12 protein-coding genes are annotated in these 20,635 nt (G+C 64.0%); 8 read left to right on the top strand and 4 right to left on the bottom strand.

Annotated elements, in window-relative coordinates:
- Positions 1–145: 145 nt before the first annotated feature.
- The 3 genes from IAE33_RS03295 to aceE form a co-directional block, all read right to left on the bottom strand.
- Positions 146–2,833 carry a putative bifunctional diguanylate cyclase/phosphodiesterase gene (locus IAE33_RS03295; RefSeq protein WP_060483591.1) on the bottom strand — a complete coding sequence of 896 codons (2,688 nt, stop codon included), beginning with the start codon at positions 2,831–2,833 and terminating at the stop codon, positions 146–148.
- A 253-nt stretch (positions 2,834–3,086) separates the two neighbouring features.
- A complete protein-coding gene (gene aceF, locus IAE33_RS03290; RefSeq protein WP_201162159.1) occupies positions 3,087–4,739 on the bottom strand; it encodes a dihydrolipoyllysine-residue acetyltransferase in 1,653 nt (550 codons plus the stop codon).
- A 13-nt stretch (positions 4,740–4,752) separates the two neighbouring features.
- Positions 4,753–7,398, bottom strand: coding sequence for a pyruvate dehydrogenase (acetyl-transferring), homodimeric type (gene aceE / locus IAE33_RS03285; protein WP_201162157.1), 2,646 nt, complete (start codon positions 7,396–7,398; stop codon positions 4,753–4,755).
- 383 nt (positions 7,399–7,781) lie between these two features.
- Between aceE and glnE the strand changes: the two genes are divergently transcribed.
- From glnE to IAE33_RS03245, 8 genes are all read left to right on the top strand, one after another.
- On the top strand, positions 7,782–10,715 hold the full coding sequence (glnE, locus tag IAE33_RS03280) for a bifunctional [glutamate--ammonia ligase]-adenylyl-L-tyrosine phosphorylase/[glutamate--ammonia-ligase] adenylyltransferase (RefSeq protein WP_201162155.1): 2,934 nt from the start codon (positions 7,782–7,784) through the stop codon (positions 10,713–10,715).
- A 139-nt stretch (positions 10,716–10,854) separates the two neighbouring features.
- Positions 10,855–11,904, top strand: coding sequence for a lipopolysaccharide heptosyltransferase II (gene waaF, locus IAE33_RS03275; RefSeq protein WP_201162153.1), 1,050 nt, complete (start codon positions 10,855–10,857; stop codon positions 11,902–11,904).
- On the top strand, positions 11,905–12,963 hold the full coding sequence (gene waaC / locus IAE33_RS03270) for a lipopolysaccharide heptosyltransferase I (protein WP_201162151.1): 1,059 nt from the start codon (positions 11,905–11,907) through the stop codon (positions 12,961–12,963).
- Positions 12,963–14,087 (top strand): glycosyltransferase family 4 protein, encoded by a 1,125-nt coding sequence (locus IAE33_RS03265; protein ID WP_201162149.1) that lies wholly within the window; start codon positions 12,963–12,965, stop codon positions 14,085–14,087. Before waaC ends, IAE33_RS03265 begins: the two co-directional genes overlap by 1 nt.
- Positions 14,084–14,890 carry a lipopolysaccharide core heptose(I) kinase RfaP gene (rfaP, locus tag IAE33_RS03260; protein WP_201162147.1) on the top strand — a complete coding sequence of 269 codons (807 nt, stop codon included), beginning with the start codon at positions 14,084–14,086 and terminating at the stop codon, positions 14,888–14,890. Before IAE33_RS03265 ends, rfaP begins: the two co-directional genes overlap by 4 nt.
- On the top strand, positions 14,890–15,624 hold the full coding sequence (locus IAE33_RS03255; protein WP_028635260.1) for a lipopolysaccharide kinase InaA family protein: 735 nt from the start codon (positions 14,890–14,892) through the stop codon (positions 15,622–15,624). Before rfaP ends, IAE33_RS03255 begins: the two co-directional genes overlap by 1 nt.
- Positions 15,621–16,373 carry a lipopolysaccharide kinase InaA family protein gene (locus IAE33_RS03250; protein ID WP_028635259.1) on the top strand — a complete coding sequence of 251 codons (753 nt, stop codon included), beginning with the start codon at positions 15,621–15,623 and terminating at the stop codon, positions 16,371–16,373. Before IAE33_RS03255 ends, IAE33_RS03250 begins: the two co-directional genes overlap by 4 nt.
- A complete protein-coding gene (locus IAE33_RS03245) occupies positions 16,373–17,815 on the top strand; it encodes a lipopolysaccharide kinase InaA family protein (RefSeq protein ID WP_201162145.1) in 1,443 nt (480 codons plus the stop codon). Before IAE33_RS03250 ends, IAE33_RS03245 begins: the two co-directional genes overlap by 1 nt.
- Here IAE33_RS03245 and IAE33_RS03240 read toward each other — a convergent pair.
- Positions 17,788–20,583, bottom strand: coding sequence for a dermonecrotic toxin domain-containing protein (locus IAE33_RS03240; protein WP_201162143.1), 2,796 nt, complete (start codon positions 20,581–20,583; stop codon positions 17,788–17,790). The genes IAE33_RS03245 and IAE33_RS03240 overlap by 28 nt on opposite strands.
- Positions 20,584–20,635: the final 52 nt, after the last annotated feature.

The raw sequence follows: 20,635 nt of genomic DNA, 5'->3' as shown, positions 1-20,635 counted from the left end.
TCTGTGTTTTTTCAGTTGGGTAGGTGCTGGGGCATTCGCGGGTAAACCCGCTCCCACAGGCCTTCCACAGTATTCGAAATCCGTGGTGGGCTTGTGGGCGAAGAGGCCCTCATGGGCTCTATAGTGCCCGAGGTTTATGCTGCTGTCAGGCCACCGGCCCGCGTGGGTAACGCTTCAATCGCTCGGCAAGCTCGCGCCCTGGAATCGGCCGGTCGAACAGGTATCCCTGGCCAATATCGCAGCGGTGGCGGCGCAGGAACGCCAGCTGGGCAGGCGTCTCGATGCCCTCTGCCACCACTTTCAGCTTCAGGTTGTGCGCCATGGCCACCACCGCCGAGGTGATTTCCATGTCGTCCTGGTTGTCCGGAATATCATTGATGAAGCTGCGGTCGATCTTGAGGATGTCGATCGGAAACTTCTTCAGGTAGCTCAGCGATGAGTAGCCGGTGCCAAAGTCGTCCATGGCCAGGGTCAGGCCCAGGGCTTTCAGTTCATCCAGCTGGCGGTGCGTGTCGTCGCTGGCTTCCAGCAGCAGCCCTTCGGTCAGTTCCAGTTCCAGCAGGTGCGCCGGCAGCCCCTCCTCGCGAATGATGCTGCTGATTGAGGCCACCAGGTCCGGGTCGGAGAACTGCTTGGGCGACAGGTTGATGGCCACATGCAGGTTGCCCAGGCCGGCTTCGCGCAACGCTTTGCTCATGCGGCAGGATTGGCGCACCACCCATTTGCCGATGGGGATGATCAGGCCGGTTTCTTCGGCCACGCTGATGAACTGGTCCGGGCGGATCATGCCGCGCTCGGGGTGGTTCCAGCGCAGCAAGGCTTCCAGGCCCAGCAGCCGGCCACTGCGCAGGCACAGCTTGGGCTGGTAGAACACCTCCAGCTCGTTCTGGGTCAGCGCGCGGCGCAGGTTGTTCTCGACGAACAGTTTGTAGCTGGCTTCGGCATTGAGCACCTCGGTGAACACCTGCACCTGGTGCTTGCCGTTGGCCTTGGCCTTGTGCAGGGCAAGGCCTGCGTTCTTCATCAGGCTGGTGGGGTCGGCGCCGTGCTGCGGCGCACTGGCCAGGCCTACCGAGGCGGTGACGTTGATCAACTGGTTGTCGACGAACATCGGTTTGTCGAGGGTATGCAGCAACTGCTGCGCCACGCTCTGGCCCGCTTCCAGGCTGGTGTCGTCGAGCAGCACGGCAAACTCGTTACTGGCGAAGCGCGCCAGGATGCCGCCGGCGTGCAGGCTGTTGCGCAGGCGCCTGGCCAGGCTGATCAGCAGCTTGTCGCCGGTGTGGTGGCCCAGGCTGTCGTTGATGCGCTTGAAGTTGTCGATGTCTACCAACAACAGGCACATGGCGTTTTGCACGTCGCGGGCGAAGCATTCGTCCAGGCTGCGGATGAAGGCAGGGCGGTTACCCAGGTTGGTCAGGTTGTCGGTGTAGGCCAAACGCTCGATGCGCTGCTGCGCCAGCTTGGTCTGGGTGACGTCTTCGTAGATGCCGATGTAGTGGGTCAGCTCGCGGTTGTCGCCGTACACCTTGGAGATCGACAACTGGCCCCAGTAGGGCTCCAGGTTCTTGCGCCGGCTTTTGAATTCGCCCTGCCAGCTGTTGCCCATGGCCAGGCTGGAAGGGGAATCGAACAGCAGTTCGTTGAGGTTTTCCAGCGCGGGCAACTCCCCCAGGTGGTGGCCCTGGACTTCATCGGTGCTGTACTGGGTAATGGCGGTGAAACTCGGGTTTACATATTCCACCTGGCCATCGCGGTTCACCAGCAGGAAGGCACTGGCACTTTGTTCCACCGCTCGCTGGAACAGGTGCAGCGCGCTGGTGGCGGCACGGCGGTTGTGGTTGGTGATCACCTGGGCGAACTGGTCGGCCAGCTCGCCGGCAAAGGCAATTTCGTCTGACTGCCAGGCGCGCGTCTGCCCGGTCTGCTCAAGGCACAGCACGCCTACCACCTGGCCGTCGACGCGGATACTGGCGTCGAGCATCGCCTTGTTGCCGGGCCCCATGCTTTGCAACAGGGCGCGGGTGCGGGGGTCGTGGCCGGCATTGTGGGCGTCGATGGCACGGCTGGCGTGCAGGGCGTCCAGGTAGTCGGGGAAGCGGCTGGCGTCAATGGCTTCGGGCTGGCGGTAGGCCTGCACGTCGCTGTACCAGGCGGTGATGGGTTCGAGGCGCTGGTCTTCCAGGTGCCAGATGCCAGCGCAGTCGATCTTGTAGATTTCGCAGGCACTGCGGGTGATCAATTCGGCGGCTTCAAGCAGTGAGTTTTCGGCGCTGTACCGCTGGCGTGCCAGGCGCAGGATGAGGTCCTGCTGGCTGCGCACCCGCTCAAGGTGTTCCAGTTGTTCCTGCTGGGCGCGTTGGTTCAGTTGCAGGGCCAGTTGCAGGCGGTTGTTGCGCGACTCAAGCTCACTGGCGGTCTCGCCCGTGTCTTCGGGGTGGTCGTCCAGCACGCTCAGGTAGCCGCGCAGCAACTGGCGGTTGTGTTGCTTGTAGCCTTCGCCCACTTCCAGCATGCGCAGTGAGGCGCTTGGGGTATGCAGGGTGTAGCGCACCCGGTAATAGGCACGTTGGGCCAATTGCAGTTGGATGTCGTCGTGCAGCCGGTAGCGGGCCTCAGGCTCCATCAGGCTGGCGTAGGGGGCATCCACCAGGGCGCACAAATCGCCGGCGTGCAGGCCAAACTGGCGCTCGCAGGCCGGGTCCAGGTACAGCAGCGACCAGCTTGCCTCGTTGAGCCTTTCGAACCGCAGCATACCCAGCCGCGACGGCACGGGTAACGGCGTGACGACCTCGGCCGCCACACGGCTGGCGGCATCGGTTTGGCTTTTCATCGAAGACTCGCTTGAAGAGGGAACGCGCCCGTTGGACCACGTCGAATCTGGCAAGGTTGCATCATGTCCCTATGGCTGGCAAGCGGCCATGTTTGAGGGTGTGTAATGGTTATCGGCCGGGTGAGCGGGAAAGTTAGATCGCCTTGGGTTTTTCGGCGGACAAAAAAAAGCCCCGCCAAACGACGGGGTTGAGGTACGAGCGTGGCAGCTCGAAAAAAGTCCTGCCCCTCGCCAGGAGGGGCAGCGTGCAGCGTTACAGCAGCAGGGTGCGGATGTCGCCCAGCACATCGCCCAGACGCTTGGTGAAGCGCGCGGCGGCAGCGCCATTGATCACACGGTGATCGTAGGACAGCGACAGCGGCAGCATCAGCTTGGGCTGGAAGGCCTTGCCATCCCAGACCGGCTGCATGGTGGCTTTCGAAACCCCCAGGATTGCAACTTCCGGTGCGTTGACGATCGGCGTGAAGCCGGTGCCGCCAATGTGGCCGAGGCTGGAGATGGTGAAGCAGGCGCCCTGCATCTCGTCAGCCGACAGCTTCTTGGTGCGGGCTTTTTCGGCCAGCGCCGCAGCTTCGGCAGCCAGTTGCAGCAGGCTCTTCTGGTCGACGTTCTTGATCACCGGTACCAGCAGGCCATCCGGGGTGTCCACGGCGAAACCGACGTTGACGTACTTCTTGCGGATGATCGCCTTGCCGCTTGGGGCCAGCGAGCTGTTGAAGTCTGGCAGTTCCTTGAGCAGGAAGGCGCAGGCCTTGAGCAGCAACGGCAGCACGGTCAGCTTCACGCCTGCTTTCTCGGCCACAGCCTTCTGCGCCACGCGGAAGGCTTCCAGCTCGGTGATGTCGGCAGAATCGAACTGGGTGACGTGCGGCACGTTCAGCCAGCTGCGGTGCAGGTTGGCAGCACCGACCTGCATCAGGCGGGTCAGGGCCACCTCTTCCACTTCACCAAACTTGCTGAAGTCCACGGCAGGGATCGGCGGGATGCCTGCGCCACCGGTGGCACCGGCAGCTGCGGGTGCTTCCTTGGCCTTCTGCATCATGGCCTTGACGTAAACCTGCACGTCTTCTTTCAGGATGCGACCGTGTGGGCCGCTGGCCGCCACTGCGCCCAGCTCGACGCCGAATTCACGGGCCAGCTGGCGCACGGCAGGGCCGGCATGAACCTTGGCGTTGCTGCTGGCAGCCGGCGCAGCGGCAGCAGGTGCAGGTGCAGCGGCAGGGGCGGCAGGCGCAGGAGCACTTGCCGCCGGGGCCTGTTCAGCCTCGGCCTTCGCCGGCGCCGCAGCCGCAGGGGCTGGAGCAGAAGCCGGCGCGGCGCCCGCCACTTCCAGCTTGAGGATCAGGTCGCCGGTACCAACCTCATCGTCCAGCTTGGCGATGACTTCCTTCACCACGCCGGCGGCGGGGGACGGGATTTCCATGGAGGCTTTGTCGGACTCCAGGGTGATCAGCGACTGGTCGGCTTCGACGGTATCGCCAGCCTTCACCAGTACCTCGATGATCTTGGCCTTGCCCGACGAACCGATATCCGGCACGTGGATGTCCTGCACGCTGGCCGCAGCCGGTGCAGCAGCGGGGGCCGGGGCAGCTTCTGCGGCAGGCGCTGGCGCCGCTGCTTCTGCTGCAGGCTTCTGCTCGGCCGCCGGTGCCTCAGGGGCCGCAGCAGCGGCACCTTCGGCTTCCAGTACCAGCAGTTCGTCGCCTTCCTTCAGGCGGTCGCCCAGCTTGACCTTCAGTTCCTTGACCACACCAGCCTTCGGCGCCGGGATCTCCATGGAGGCCTTGTCGGACTCCAGGGTCAGCAGGCTCTGGTCGGCCTCGATACGGTCACCGACCTTGACGAACAGCTCGATGATTTCACCTTCACCGCTGCCGATGTCAGGTACGCGAATGAGTTCGCTCACTTAAAAATACTCCTCAGCAGTCCAGGGGGTTGCGCTTGTCCGGGTCGATACCGAACTTGACGATGGCGTCAGCCACAACCTTGGGTTCGATCTCGCCACGGTCAGCCAGGGCTTCCAGGGCAGCCAGCACCACGAAGTGGCGGTCGACTTCGAAGAAGTGACGCAGCTTCTTGCGGCTGTCGCTGCGACCGTAACCGTCGGTACCCAGGACCTTGAACTCTTTGCTTGGCACCCACTGGCGAATCTGTTCGGCGAACAGCTTCATGTAGTCGGTAGACGCGATCACCGGGCCTTTGCGACCGGTCAGGCACTGCTCGACGTAGGTCTGCTGTGGCTTCTGGCCAGGCTTGAGGCGGTTGGCGCGTTCCACGGCCAGGCCGTCACGGCGCAGTTCGTTGAAGCTGGTGACGCTCCACACGTCGGCACCGACGTTGAACTCTTCACGCAGGATCTTCGCTGCCTCGCGCACTTCGCGCAGGATGGTGCCCGAGCCCATCAGCTGCACATGGTGTGCGGCTTCACGGGTGTCTTCTTCCAGCAGGTACATGCCCTTGATGATGCCTTCCTCGGCACCGGCCGGGATGGCAGGCTGCTGGTAGGATTCGTTCATCACGGTGATGTAGTAGAAGATGTCCTGTTGCTCTTCGGTCATCTTCTTCATGCCGTCCTGGATGATCACCGCCAGCTCATAGCCGTAGGTGGGATCGTAGGTGCGGCAGTTCGGGATGGTACCGGCCATCATGTGGCTGTGACCGTCTTCGTGCTGCAGGCCTTCACCGTTGAGCGTGGTACGGCCGGCAGTACCGCCGATCAGGAAGCCACGGGTGCGGCTGTCGCCAGCGGCCCAGGCCAGGTCGCCAATGCGCTGGAAGCCGAACATCGAGTAGAAGATGTAGAACGGCAGCATCGGCTGGTTGTGGCAGCTGTACGAGGTACCGGCAGCGATGAACGACGACATGGCGCCGGCTTCGTTGATGCCTTCCTCGAGGATCTGGCCCTTCTTGTCTTCGCGGTAGAACATCACCTGGTCTTTGTCGACAGGCTCGTAGAGCTGGCCGACCGACGAGTAGATGCCCAGCTGGCGGAACATGCCTTCCATACCGAAGGTACGGGCTTCGTCCGGAATGATCGGCACGATGCGCTGGCCGATTTCCTTGTCCTTGACCAGCTGCGCCAGAATACGCACGAAGGCCATGGTGGTGGAGATTTCGCGGTCGCCCGAGCCGTCCAGGATCGCTTTCAGCGTTTCCAGTGGCGGGGTAGGCACGCTGAAGCTCTTGGCGCGGCGCTGCGGCACGAAACCGCCCAGGGCTGCGCGGCGCTCGGCCAGGTACTTGGCTTCGGCGGAACCTTCTTCAGGCTTGAAGAACGGCAGGTTCTCCAGCTCTGCATCCTTGACCGGGATGTCGAAGCGGTCGCGGAATTTACGCAGGCTGTCGACGTCGACCTTCTTGGTGTTGTGCGCGGTGTTCTTGGCTTCGCCCGCACCGGTGCCGTAGCCCTTGATGGTCTTGGCCAGGATAACGGTCGGCTGCTCTTTGTGGTTAACAGCCTGGTGGTACGCCGCGTAAACCTTGTACGGGTCGTGGCCGCCACGGTTGAGCTTCCAGATCTCGTCGTCCGACAGGTCTTCGACCATGGCCTTGAGCTCTGGGGTGTTGAAGAAGTGCTCACGCACGTAGGCGCCGTCTTTGGCCTTGTAGTTCTGGTACTCGCCGTCGATGACTTCGTCCATGCGGCGCTGCAGGGCACCGTTGGTGTCCTTGGCCAGCAGTGGGTCCCAGAAACGGCCCCAGACCACTTTGTTGACGTTCCAGCCACCGCCACGGAACACGCCTTCGAGTTCCTGGATGATCTTGCCGTTACCGCGTACAGGGCCGTCGAGGCGCTGCAGGTTGCAGTTGATGACAAAGATCAGGTTGTCCAGCTTCTCGCGGCCGGCCAGGGAAATGGCACCCAGGGATTCCGGCTCGTCGCACTCGCCGTCGCCCATGAAGCACCAGACTTTCTGCTTGCCGGCCGGGATGAAGCCACGGGCTTCCAGGTACTTCATGAAGCGTGCCTGGTAGATGGCCTGGATCGGGCCCAGACCCATCGATACGGTCGGGAACTGCCAGAAGTCAGGCATCAGCCACGGGTGTGGGTACGAGGACAGGCCGTTGCCGTCCACTTCCTGACGGAAGTTGTTCATCTGTTCTTCGCTGATGCGGCCTTCCATGAAGGCGCGGGCGTAGACGCCTGGCGAGGCGTGGCCCTGGAAGAACACCAGGTCGCCGCCGTGTTCTTCGGTCGGGGCCTGGAAGAAGTAGTTGAAACCGATGTCGTACAGGGTGGCGCTGGAGGCGAAGCTGGAGATGTGTCCGCCCAGGTCCGAGTCTTTCAGGTTGGTGCGCATGACCATGGCCAGGGCGTTCCAACGCACCATCGAGCGAATGCGGCGTTCCATGAACAGGTCGCCAGGCATGCGTGCTTCGTGGGTGACAGGGATGGTGTTGCGGTATGGCGTGGTGATCGCATACGGCAGCTGAGAGCCACTACGGGTGGCCAGCTCGCCCATACGGGTCATCAGGTAATGAGCGCGGTCTTCGCCTTCTTTGTCGAGGACCGACTCCAGGGCATCCAGCCATTCCTGGGTTTCGATTGGATCGAGGTCTTGCATGGCTTGCTCCAGGGCGGAAAGGCAACCAGAATCGATTGCCTGAGATTGCGACTGGCCTTATGGGCAGACGTCGTGAATTCTTGGAATACCGGGGTATCGTCCGGCGCCGTGTAGTTTTACTACATTTGCTTTCTCATTTCATGCCTTTGCACGCCATGGGTAGTAGTAAAACTACAGCTGTGCGACGTTCGGTCGCATCTCGGCTTGTGAGGAAAAACGTTCATGTTGGTTGGTAGTGAGTCGCGAACGGGTGGTCATTGATTTTTGTTGCCACAAAATCAGGCATTTCAGCTATTTCCAACCTTTGTACGACAGTCCAACCGTGGGCCGGTGTCTCCTTGGCCGCTTTCCCTCTCCCTTTTCACGCCGATCAAGGATAGACCATGCGCCTACCTTTGCCCTCCGATCTGCCACCTGCCCTGCAGCCACTGGCCACGCGCAATGGACAGTTTCTGCAAGATGCCGTGGCTGCCCACCCCGGCCTGGACCTGAGCCTCTGGAGCCCGCTGCACCGCCAGCAATTCGATCAGGTGGCCGCCGCCAGCGATTTCGTGCTCGGTTTGGCCCAGCGTGACCCTTCCATGCTCTTCGGCCTGCTGGCTGCGGGCGCTCTGGACCGGCGCCATGCGCCCGGGGAGCTGCGTGCCCAGGTCGCCGAGGTAGCCCAGGCGGCGCAAACAGAAGAAGAACTGGCGCGTAACCTGCGCCGTGAGCGCAACCGCCAGCAACTGCGGATCATCTGGCGGGACATCACCCGCCAAGCCGACCTGGCTGAGACCTGCCGCGACCTGTCCGACCTGGCCGATGCCGCCATCGATGAAGCGTACCAGTGGCTGTACCCGCGCCACTGCCAGCAGTTCGGCACGCCCATTGGTAACCGCAGTGGCCAGCCGCAGCACATGGTGGTGCTGGGCATGGGCAAGCTTGGGGCCGGCGAGCTGAACCTGTCGTCGGACATCGACCTGATTTTCGCCTTCCCGGAGGGTGGCGAAACCGAAGGTGTGAAGCGTTCGCTGGATAACCAGGAATTCTTCACCCGCCTGGGGCAGCGCCTGATCAAGGCGCTGGACCCTGTCACCGTCGACGGCTTCGTGTTCCGCGTCGACATGCGCCTGCGGCCCTACGGCTCGTCTGGCGCACTGGTGCTCAGTTTCAATGCGCTGGAGCAGTACTACCAGGACCAGGGCCGCGACTGGGAACGCTATGCCATGATCAAGGCGCGGGTGGTGGCCGGGGACCAGGCAGCCGGTGCGCAGTTGCAAGAAATGCTGCGCCCGTTCGTGTACCGCCGGTACCTGGATTTTTCGGCAATCGAAGCCCTGCGCACCATGAAGCAGTTGATCCAGCAGGAAGTGCGGCGCAAGGGCATGGCCGACAACATCAAGCTGGGTGCTGGTGGTATCCGCGAGGTGGAGTTCATTGCCCAGGCCTTCCAGCTGATCCATGGCGGGCGGGACCTGAGCCTGCAACAGCGGCCGCTGCTCAAGGTGCTGGCAACGCTGGAGGGGCAGAGCTACCTGCCGCCCGCTGTGGTGGCGGAGCTGCGCGAGGGGTATGCGTTTCTGCGCTATACCGAGCATGCCATCCAGGCCATTGCCGACCGCCAGACGCAGATGCTGCCCGAAAGCGACACCGACCAGGCACGGGTTGCGTACATGCTCGGGTTTGCTGACTGGCAGGGCTTCCGGGCCCAGCTCAGCCACTGGCGGGGCCGTATCGACTGGCATTTCCGGCAGGTGATCGCCGACCCGGATGACGAGGACGGTGAAAGCGAGCTGGTGGTGGGCGGCGAGTGGTCGCCGCTGTGGGAGCAGGCCCAGGACGAGGAAGCAGCGGGCCGCCAGCTTGAACAAGCCGGCTTCCGGCAACCCGTTGAAGCCTTGCGCCGCCTGGCGGCACTGCGCTCCAGCCCGCAGTTGCGCTCGATGCAGCGTATCGGGCGCGAGCGCCTGGATGCCTTCATCCCGCGCCTGCTGGCCCAGGCCATCGAACACGAAAACCCCGACCTGGTGCTGGAGCGGGTGTTGCCGCTGGTCGAAGCCGTGGCGCGGCGTTCGGCCTACCTGGTGCTGCTGACGGAAAACCCCGGGGCGTTGCGGAGGCTGTTGACGCTGTGCGCGGCCAGCCCGTGGATTGCCGAGCAGATTGCCCGCTACCCGTTGCTGCTCGATGAGCTGCTCAACGAAGGGCGCCTGTTCAGCCCGCCGTTGGCGCCGGAGCTGGCCAGCGAGCTGCGTGAAAGGCTGACCCGTATCCCCGAGGACGACCTGGAGCAGCAGATGGAGGCCTTGCGCCACTTCAAGCTGGCCCACAGCCTGCGCGTGGCGGCCTCTGAAATCAGCGGCAACCTACCGCTGATGAAGGTCAGCGACTACCTTACCTGGCTGGCCGAAGCCATCCTCGACCAGGTGCTGGCCCTGGCCTGGCGCCAGACTGTGGCCCGCCACGGCCAGCCCGTGCGCAGCGACGGCAGCCCCTGCGACCCGGGCTTCATCATCATTGGTTACGGCAAGGTCGGCGGCCTGGAGCTGGGTCATGGCTCGGACCTTGACCTGGTGTTCATCCACGACGGTGACCCGCAGGCGGAAACCGACGGCGCCAAACCTATCGACAGCGCGCAGTTCTTCACCCGCCTGGGCCAGCGCATCATTCACCTGCTGACCACCCAGACCAACTCGGGGCAGCTGTATGACGTGGACATGCGCCTGCGGCCTTCTGGCGCATCCGGGCTGCTGGTCAGCTCGCTGGGGGCGTTCCAGCGCTACCAGCAGAACGAAGCCTGGACCTGGGAACACCAGGCCCTGGTACGCGCCCGGGTGCTGGTGGGTTGCCCGCAGGTGGGCGCAGCCTTCGAGGGCGTACGTGCCCAGGTACTGGGCCAGCCTCGGGACCTGGAAAAGCTGCGCATCGACGTGAGTGAAATGCGCGCCAAGATGCGTGACAACCTGGGCACCAAGGCAACCGCTGCCGGCACGGCGGCCAATGCATTCGATGCCGGCATGCCCTTTGACATCAAGCAGGATGCGGGCGGTATCGTCGATATCGAATTTATGGTGCAATACGCCGCTTTGGCCTGGTCGCACGACCACGCGGCCATACTGCGATGGACCGATAATATCCGCATCCTGGAAGAGCTGGAGCAGGCGAACCTGATGCCGGCCAGCGACGCGGCGTTGTTGCGTGAAGTGTACAAGGCGTTCCGCTCGGCCTCGCACCGCCAGGCATTGCAGAAGCAGGCCGGGGTGATCGACGCGGCGCAGTTTGCCGATGAACGCCGTGAGGTACGGCGTATATGGGGTGAGCTGGGCCTTACGTGAAGGGCCTATCGCCTGTAGGCGGGCTTGCCCGCGAATGGCCCACGTGGGTGGTACACTGTCCGCCACATAGCCTGAATATAAAGAGGGGAGGCCAGGCTTACCGCAGCCTGCAGCCTCCCCGAGTGTTTCTGGACTAAGCATGAGAATACTGATCATTGGCCCCAGCTGGGTCGGCGACATGGTAATGGCGCAGACCCTGTTCCAGTGCCTGAAACAGCAGCACCCCGACTGCATGATCGATGTGCTCGCCCCCGAGTGGAGCCGGCCTATCCTCGAGCGCATGCCTGAGGTGCGGCAGGCGCTTAGCTTCCCGCTTGGCCATGGTGCGCTGGAGCTGGCCACCCGCCGGCGCATTGGCAAGTCGTTGGCCGGTCAGTACGACCAGGCCATCCTGTTGCCTAATTCGCTCAAGTCGGCGCTGGTGCCGTTCTTTGCCGGTATCCCCAAGCGCACCGGCTGGCGCGGCGAGATGCGCTTTGGCCTGCTGAATGATGTGCGCAAGCTGGACAAGGCCCGCTACCCGCTGATGATCGAGCGTTTCATGGCCCTGGCCTACGCGCCGGGGGCAGCGCTGCCGCAACCCTACCCGCGCCCCAGCTTGCAGATCGAAGCCCAGAGCCGCGACGCTGCCCTGGCCAAGTTCGGGCTGGAGCTGGACCGCCCGGTGCTCGCACTGTGCCCAGGTGCCGAGTTTGGCGAGGCCAAACGCTGGCCTGCCGAGCATTACGCTTCAGTTGCCGACGCGATGATCCGGCAGGGCTGGCAGGTATGGCTGTTCGGCTCGAAAAACGACCACCCGGTGGGTGAGCAGATCCGTGACCGGCTAATCCCTGGCTTGCGTGAAGAGTCGTCCAACCTGGCCGGTGAAACCTCCCTGGCCGAGGCCATCGACCTGATGTCCTGTGCCCAGGCCGTGGTGTCCAACGATTCTGGCCTGATGCACGTGGCAGCTGCCCTCAACCGCCCGCTGGTGGCAGTGTACGGTTCGACATCGCCTGGCTTCACACCGCCGCTGGCCGAACAGGTGGAAGTGGTGCGCACCGGCATCGAGTGCAGCCCGTGTTTCGACCGCACCTGCCGGTTTGGCCACTACAACTGCCTGCGCCTGCTGCAGCCAGGCAGCGTCATCGCGGCCTTGCACAGCCTGAGTGGCCCGGGGCTGATCGATGCTGTGGTCGAGGTCGAATAAGTGCGGGTGCTGATCATCAAGACTTCGTCGCTGGGTGATGTGATCCACACCCTGCCGGCACTTACCGATGCGGCCCACGCCATACCCGGCATCCGTTTCGACTGGGTGGTGGAAGAAGGCTTTGCCGAAATCCCCAGCTGGCACCCGGCCGTGGACCAGGTGATCCCGGTGGCGATACGCCGTTGGCGCAAGAACCCGTGGCAGACGCTGCGCAGCGGCGAATGGAAGGCGTTCAAGCAGCGCCTGCGCGCGCGCAAGTACGATCTGGTGATCGATGCCCAAGGCCTGGTCAAGTCGGCCTGGCTTACCCGCTACGTCAAGGCGCCCATCGCCGGGCTGGACCGCTATTCTGCCCGTGAAGGCTGGGCCAGCCGCTTCTACGACCGGCGCCTGTCGGTTGCCGTCGGCCAGCATGCCGTGGAGCGTGTTCGCCAGTTGTTCGCCATGGCCCTGGCCTATGACCTGCCGGAAGGGATCGGCCAATACGGCCTGGACCTCGACCGCCTGCAACTGCCACCGGCTGCACCCTATGTGGTGTTTCTGCATGGCACCACCTGGGCCACCAAGCATTGGCCCGAAGCCTATTGGCGCGAGCTTGCCGAGCGCATGGGCCGTCGCCGGCTGGAAGTGCGCCTGCCCTGGGGCAACCCGGCGGAAAAGGCCCGGGCCGAGCGTATTGCCCAGGGGTTGAACAACTGCCAGGTGCTGCCCAAGTTGAACCTGGCAGGCGTGGCCCGCGTGCTCGCTGCCGCCAAGGCCTGCGTCGCGGTCGATACCGGCCTGGGCCACCTGGCCGCAGCACTCGATGTGCCTACCTTGTCGCTGTTTGGCCCAACCAACCCGGGCCTTACCGGTGCCTATGGGCGGACCCAGGTGCACCAGGCCAGTGACTGGCCGTGCGCGCCCTGCCTGCAAAAAAAATGCACCTACAAACCGAGCGCCGAAGACCTGCGCCGGTACGATCCGAACCGCGAGTGGCCGCTGTGCTTCACTCGCCTGAATCCCGAGCATGTGGCGAGCCGCTTGAGCGCGCTGCTGCTGGCTGAGGATGTCCGTTGATGCAATTGGCTTTCGTGCTTTACAAATACTTCCCCTTCGGTGGGCTGCAGCGCGACTTCATGCGCATCGCCCTGGAGTGCCAACGGCGCGGCCACCAGATCCGGGTGTACACGCTGATCTGGGAGGGCGACATCCCCGCAGGTTTCGAAGTGCTGGTGGCGCCGGTCAAGGCGATCTTCAACCACCGCCGCAACGAAAAGCTCACCGCCTGGATGCAGGCCGACCTGGCCGAGCGCCCCGTCGACCGCCTGATCGGTTTCAACAAGATGCCGGGGCTGGACGTTTACTACGCTGCCGATGGCTGCTTTGAAGACAAGGCCCAGACCCTGCGCGGTGGCCTGTACCGCCGCTGGGGCCGTTACCGGCACTTTGCCGAGTACGAGCGGGCCGTGTTCGACAAGCACGCCAGCACCGAAGTGTTGATGATCTCCGAAGTGCAGCAGCCGCTGTTCATCAAGCATTACGGCACCCCGGTCGAGCGTTTTCACCTGCTGCCGCCGGGCATTTCCCAGGACCGCCGGGCCCCGGCCAACGCCGCCGAGATTCGCGCGGGGTTCCGCCAGGAATTCAACCTGGCAGATGACGAACTGCTGCTGGTGCAGATTGGCTCCGGCTTCAAGACCAAGGGTGTGGACCGTAGCCTGAAGGCGCTGGCTGCGCTGCCTTCGGCCTTGCGCAAGCGCACCCGGCTGATGGTGATCGGCCAGGATGACCCCAAGGTGTTCCAGCTGCAGAGCGCAACCCTGGGCCTGGGTGACCAGGTGCAGTTCCTGAAAGGGCGCAGCGACATCCCGCGTTTCCTGTTGGGTGCCGACCTGTTGATCCACCCGGCCTACAACGAGAACACCGGCACGGTGTTGCTCGAAGCGCTGGTGGCAGGCTTGCCGGTGCTGGTGTCAAAGGTGTGCGGCTACGCGCATTACATTGCCGAAGCCGAGTGTGGCCTGGTGCTGGACGAGCCGTTCGAACAAGAGCAGCTCAACGGCTACCTGCAGCGCATGCTCGAAGACCCGCAAGCCCGCGCCGACTGGTCGCGCAACGGCCTGCGCTTCGCTGATACCGCCGACCTGTACAGCATGCCGCAGGACGCTGCCGACGTGATCCTGGGGCAGGAGGGCGTATGAAGCTGATACTGGCCGAACCCTTCAAAAGCCTGTGGGCCGGGCGTGATGCCTTCGACGCCGTGGAAGCCTTGGAAGGCGAGGTGTACCGGGAGCTGGAAGGGCGTCGCACGCTGCGTACCGAGGTGGCTGGCGAAGGCTTTTTCGTGAAGATTCACCGCGGCATCGGCTGGGGGGAGATTGCCAAGAACCTGCTCACGGCCAAGCTGCCGGTGCTCGGTGCAGGCCAGGAATGGCAAGCCATCCAGCGCCTGCACGAAGTGGGCGTACCGACCATGACCGCCGTTGCCTACGGTGAGCGCGGCAGTAACCCGGCCACGCAGCACTCGTTCATCATCACCGAAGAACTGGCGCCCACCATCAGCCTGGAAGACTTCAGCCTCGACTGGGTGAAGCAACCGCCCCAGCCGCGCCTGAAGCATGCGCTGATTGCACGGGTGGCCGAGATGACCGGTGGCATGCACCGCGCCGGGGTGAACCACCGTGACTGCTACATCTGCCATTTCCTGCTGCACACAGACCGACCGGTGACGGCGGATGGCTTCAAACTGTCGGTGATCGACCTGCACCGTGCGCAGACACGGGCGAAAATCAGCCGGCGCTGGCGCGACAAAGACCTGGCCGCCCTGTATTTCTCGGCCCTGGACATTGGCCTGACCGCCCGCGACAAGCTGCGCTTTTTGCGCGCGTACTTCCAGCGCCCGTTGCGCGAGGTGCTGCGGGACGAGGCCGCGCTGCTGGCCTGGCTGGAACGCAAGGCGCAGAAACTCTACGACCGTAAGCAACGCTATGGGGATGCACTCTGATGGCGAGTTGGACACTGGCGCCAGGTTATCAACATCTGGCGGCGGACTTCGGCAGCCTCGATGCGGTGTTTGCCATCCAGGGCGAGCGCCTTACCCGCGACCCACTCAGCGAGGTGGTGCGGATCGAGCGTGACGGGGTCAACTACTACGTCAAACGCTACACCGGTGCCGGCAAGCACATGCGCCGTTACCTGGGCCGGCCGCGTATCAAGGCCGAATGGCAGAACCTCAAGCAGTTCGACAAGTGGGGCATTCCCACGGCCGAAGTGGTGGCCTGGGGGCTTGAGCGCAACGGCCTGGCCTTCGGCCGCGGTGCCATGATCACCCGCGAGCTGCCCAACACCGAAGACTTGTCGGCCTTGGCCGAACGCCATGATGCGCGCCTGGCCGACCGCGCGTGGGTCGACCATATCAGCCGCCAGCTGGCCCGCCACACCCGGGTCATGCATGAGCACCGCTTTGCCCACAACGACCTGAAATGGCGCAACCTGCTGGTCGACGACCAGGGCACGGTGTTCTTCATCGACTGCCCCACTGGCGACTTCTGGCGGGGCTTCATGTGGCGTCACCGGTTGATCAAGGACCTGGCCTGCCTGGACAAAGTGGCCAAGTATCACTTGTCTGCCACCCAGCGTCTGCGCTTCTACCTGCAGTACCGTGAGCGCAACCGGCTGAACGACCGGGACAAGAAGCGTATCCGCCAGGTACTGGGCTTTTTCGAGGGAAGGGAATGACCGACTACGTGGCCAGCGACGACAGGGCGCTGCTCAAACGCCATGGCCTGGACGATTTCGAGGCGCTGTGGGCGTTGCAACTGGATGCGGTGGACGAGCCCAATACCGGCCGTGGTGGCTGGAGCAGCGTGTTCCGCCTGGAGCTTGAGGGCAAGGGTTACTACCTCAAGCGGCAAAGCGACTACCTGACCCGCACCCTGCACCGGCCGTTCGGCGAACCCACCTTCGCCCGCGAGTTTCGCAACATCGTGCGTTACCAGAAGCTGCACATACCGGCCCTGCAGGCGGTGTTCTACGGCGAACGCAAACAGGCTGGCCAACACCGGGCGGTGCTGATGACCCGTGCGCTGGACGACTGGAGCGACCTCGACAGCCAACTGGCGCAGTGGGCGCAGCTGGGCGCCGCTGCGCGCGACGGCATGCTGATAGCGTGCGGCCAGTTGGCGCGTACGCTGCACGGCGCCGGCCAGGTGCATGGGTGCTTTTACCCCAAGCACATCTTCCTGCGCCAGCGCCGGGAAGGCTGGGACGCACAGCTGATCGACCTGGAAAAAACCCGGCCGTTGCTGTTCGGCATGCGTGACCGCCTGCGCGACCTGGAGCCATTGCTGCGCCGGGCGCCGGTGTGGGGTGAGCATGACGTGCGCACGTTGCTGGCGGCCTACCTGGCGCAGCCCGCAGGCAGCACGCTGGTCGACACCTGGCTGCAGCGGTTGATGCAACGCCGCCATCACAAAGAGGCACGCTGATGCACCTGTCTGAACTGAAAGCGGCAGGTCGCCACCCGTCGCTGCCCCTGAGCCTGACCCTGGCAGATGCTGCCGGTGGTGCCGATTTGCAGTTGCTGAGCCTGCTGCGTGTGCTGCCAGGCCAGCGTTACGTAGGCGCGGGTATCTGGCGGGGCATTCCGGTGCTGGCCAAGCTGCTGGTAGGCAGCAACGCCGCACGCCAGTTCCAGCGTGAGCTGCAAGGGGTGAAACTGCTGGCCGAGCAAGGCCTGACGACACCGAAGCTGCTGGCTGACGGCCTGGTGGAAGGTGAAGGCGGCTGGTTGCTGTTCGAATTTCTCGATGGCGCACAGAGCCTGGCTGATGCCTGGGCTGGCGTGGAACAACTGCCTGCACTGGCCGACGAACAGCAGGCCGTGTTGGGCGAGGCGCTGACCGCCGTGGCACACATGCACCGGCAGGGCCTGTGGCAGGAAGACTTGCACCTGGACAACCTGCTGCGCCACGGCGGCAAGCTGTACCTGATCGACGGTGCCGGCATCAAGGCCGAAACGCCCGGTCAGCAGCTCTCGCGGCCTCGGGTGCTGGAAAACCTCGGGGTGTTCTTTGCCCAGTTGCCCAAACGCCTGGAGCCCTTCATCGAGGAGCTGCTGGTGCATTACCTGCTGGCCAATGCCGAACATGCGCTGCCCCTGGAAGCCTTGCAGAAGCAGGTAGACAAGGTGCGCGCCTGGCGGCAGAAGGACTACCTGGAAAAAGCCGGCCGCGAATGCAGCCTGTTCAGTGTGCAGCGCAGCCTGGCTGGCCTGCGCGCAGTGGTGCGCAGTGAGGCCCCGGCCATGCTGCCGGTGCTTGAACAGGCCGATGCACTGATCGACCAAGGGCACCTTTACAAGACCGGCGGCGCCGCCAGTGTGGCGCGCATTGAGGTCAATGGCCGCCCATTGGTGCTCAAACGCTACAACATCAAGAACACCGCGCACTGGTTCAAGCGGTTCTGGCGCCCGAGCCGTGCCTGGCATTCATGGATCGAAGGGCACCGCCTGCGTTTTCTGGATATCGCCACGCCGCGCCCCCTGGCGGTGCTGGAGCAGCGGGTAATGGGCTTGCGCAGCACGGCCTACCTGGTGACCGAATACATCGACGGGCCAGACCTCAGCGCCTGCTTCGCACCGCACGTTGAAACGGGGCAGGCCCCTGAAGAGCAGGTTCAGGCGCTGGTACAGCTGATGCAGCGGCTGATCGCCGAGCGCATCAGCCATGGCGACTTCAAGGGCCATAACCTGTTCTGGCAGGGCGGCCAATGGTCGCTGATCGACCTGGATGCCATGACCCAGCATGCGACCCAGCTGAGTTTTGCCCCGGCCTATGCCCGCGACCGTGCGCGGCTGCTGCGCAACTGGCCCAGCAGCAGTGCCCTGTACCAACGCCTGGATCAACTGCTGCCCAAGCTGACCGCGTAGCCCTGCGGTAGCGCCAGCCAGGCGCTGCTGCGCCCGGACTGGCGCACCCGCATGCGCCACTGCTGGCCCTGCCAGCGCAGGATGACCCAGGCGTGAACGACGGCCGCCGAGGCGCTTCCCAATTGCAGGTGGTAGTGATCCACCAGCAGGTGCCTGCGCACGGGCAAGGCGTGCCCACCTGCCAGCAGGTAGAGCTGGCCGGTGCTGAGGTACAGGCCCGGGGTACCCGCAGGGGTGCCGAGTGGCACTTCGGCCAGGCGACAGCCATCCAGCAGCGCACGCAGGTCAGGCAGGCCGTCGTACCAGAGCACGGGCGAATCCACCACCCACTCACCGTCCTCGCGGCGCTTCACCGGCACCTTGGTGTACGCGTCGGGCTGGCGAGGGTCGACCACGCGCCAGCGGTAGCCGTCGAAGGCGACCTGATACGTGCGGCCTGCCGAGTCCTTGATGAAGTAGAGGGTAACCCCAGGATAGGGGGATTTCTGTTCGTAGATGCCTTCCTTGTGAATACCGTCCACCCGGTAATGCAGCTTCTGGGTGTCTATGCGCAGGGCCAGGGCAGGCGGTAACAGCACAGGCGGCGTAGGTGGCATACCCCTTATCGCCCTGCGCACTACGGTGGAGCCACCGATGCTGTTGATACCGTCGTTGACATGGGTAAAGGCCTCTACCAGATGCTTCAGCACCCCCATTCGATCTTCCTGCCTGTAGGCCTTGGTCATGTCCAGAACAGAGATCACCGCACGGCCGAATGACAGTGGTGTCAGCGCGCGGTTTGGCAGTACCAGGCTAACCAGGTCGAGCAGAACCCACAGGGCATGAAGGCTGAATTCGCCAATCAGCTCCAGCTTGGTATTGGTGCTGGCATCCACCATGGCGAGTGCTGCCCGCACTTCGGCCAGGTAGCGGGCCTGCTGAAAATCGCCAGTGATGGCTGGCGTGGCGGTTCTTGGCCCCATGCGGCCTTTCAGCAGGCCCCGTTCCAGCTGTGCATGGTCTGCCAGTGGCAGGCGCTCCTTGAGGTAGTCACGCAGCAGGGGCTGAGCGCGCAGTGTGCGCAGCAGGTGGCGGGCGTTGCGGTACTCGCGCCAGGCCCGTCGGTCCGGTGCGTCGGGGGTGTACACCACGAACCGCTGCAGGCCAGGGGTATTTGGTGTGATCAACATGACGCCCATGACTGTGTGGCTGTCGATCAGGCACTGACGAACACTCAACCGGTGGCCATGACTGTGCCGCTGTTCGCTGTCCGGGTGATCGATGATCGCCCTGCTCCAGGCATAGCCCCGTTCGAACACGTCTTCAAGGTAATGCCCGGCGTAACGGGCCTTCGCTGCCTCGGCCTGCATGCGCGCCGTGCTGATCGCAATGTATTGCTGTTGACGCCACTGTGCATCGGGTGAGTCCAGCAGGTGGGCACGCAGGTACCGGCTGTAGGTATCACCCACGTTCAGGTCGCGGACCAGTTGCTTGATCTGTGCGGGGGTAACCTGCGGGACGGCGCTGTTGTCTTTGCGGTGTACGCGTGCGGTGAGCCAGTAGTCGATGTCCAGCCAGGCAACATTGAGTGCTGCCAACTGGTCGAGGCGGTAGGTTTTGCCCACCAGCTCGATGGTGTCGCCGACCTGTGGGCGGCTTGCCGCCGGGATGTAGCCTGTGGCAAGGCCTGGATGCAGTACGGGGCCGCGCTGTCGGGCCATGGTTACGCTGACATACAGCTCGAGCGGATCGGTGTCGAACTGGTGGCGCTGGCGCAGGGCCGCGCGCAGGCGCTCATGGGTCCAGGCGCTCAGGCTGTTCTGGTCCAGAAACTGCTCGTGGCTGAGGATGCCGGGTGCGGCGGCGCGGTCGATGGCGATGATCAGCTCCTGCATGGTCTGCATCACGTGGGTGAGGGCTTGCGGCGAGGCGTTCTTCAGCCAGGCCGGCGAATTGCGTTCCAGCAGCAGGCCGTAGCGGGTATGCAGGGCGGGCTGGCTGCCGGCCAGGGGTAGCAAGTCGGCAGCGTGTTTCAGCCGCTCAGCCAGCTGGGGCCAGTCGACCTGGCCTGCTGGCACGGCTGCCTCCCATACCTGGGTCAGGCGTGCACGCTGGCCATCAATCAGCACCTGAGTTTGGTTCTGCACCAGGTCATCGTTGAACCACTCGTACCGCAGGCGCTCGGCATTGCGCACCCGATCGCGCTCGCCCTCATCAGGCATATGACGCAGCAGCGGCTGGCTCTGCAGTGGGTCATCCAGCCGCTCGCACAGTTCCACATGCAACTCCGCCAGGTCATCGAAGGCCTCGATGCCGTGGGACAAGCTGCACAGCAGCGCATATTCACTGGGTTTTGCCGGGTCTGGCATGCGCCCTTCAGGGCCACCTTCGACGATGATGAAGGTGCCGGGCAGGTAGCCACGCCAGTTCGGGGTGCTGATATCCAGCACGGGCCGGTAAACCTGTGGCCGCCTGGGGCCGGGCAGGTGCTGGCGCTGCCACGGCAGCGGCAACTCGATGCAGGTTTTCATCAACTCGGCGTGGTTCGAACCCAGGGTATGGTCACCAATGCGCAGGTTGATCTGCGCCAGCAGTTGGGAGCGTAGCACGGCGGCCAGCCTGGCTTGGCGTGTTGAGGGGGTGACGCCGGTGTCCAGCCAATAGGCGGCGAGGTCGGCAAAATAACGCTGGCGGGCCTCCAGCCAGGGCAAGCGGGTGTCGGGTTGGGGTAGCGGGGCGAGCAGGTCGGCCAACTGCTGGTCGTAGGCGATGAATTGTTGCAGGCTCATGGGCGGCACTCTGTGGGGTGGCGCCATAGCCTGGTGGGCCTGGCAGGCTCAG

This window comes from Pseudomonas sp. S60, from assembly GCF_016647865.1.
GTDB lineage: Bacteria > Pseudomonadota > Gammaproteobacteria > Pseudomonadales > Pseudomonadaceae > Aquipseudomonas > Aquipseudomonas parafulva.
Note: the sequence above shows the minus strand (reverse complement) of the source record. Positions and strands in the feature narration are given on the sequence as shown.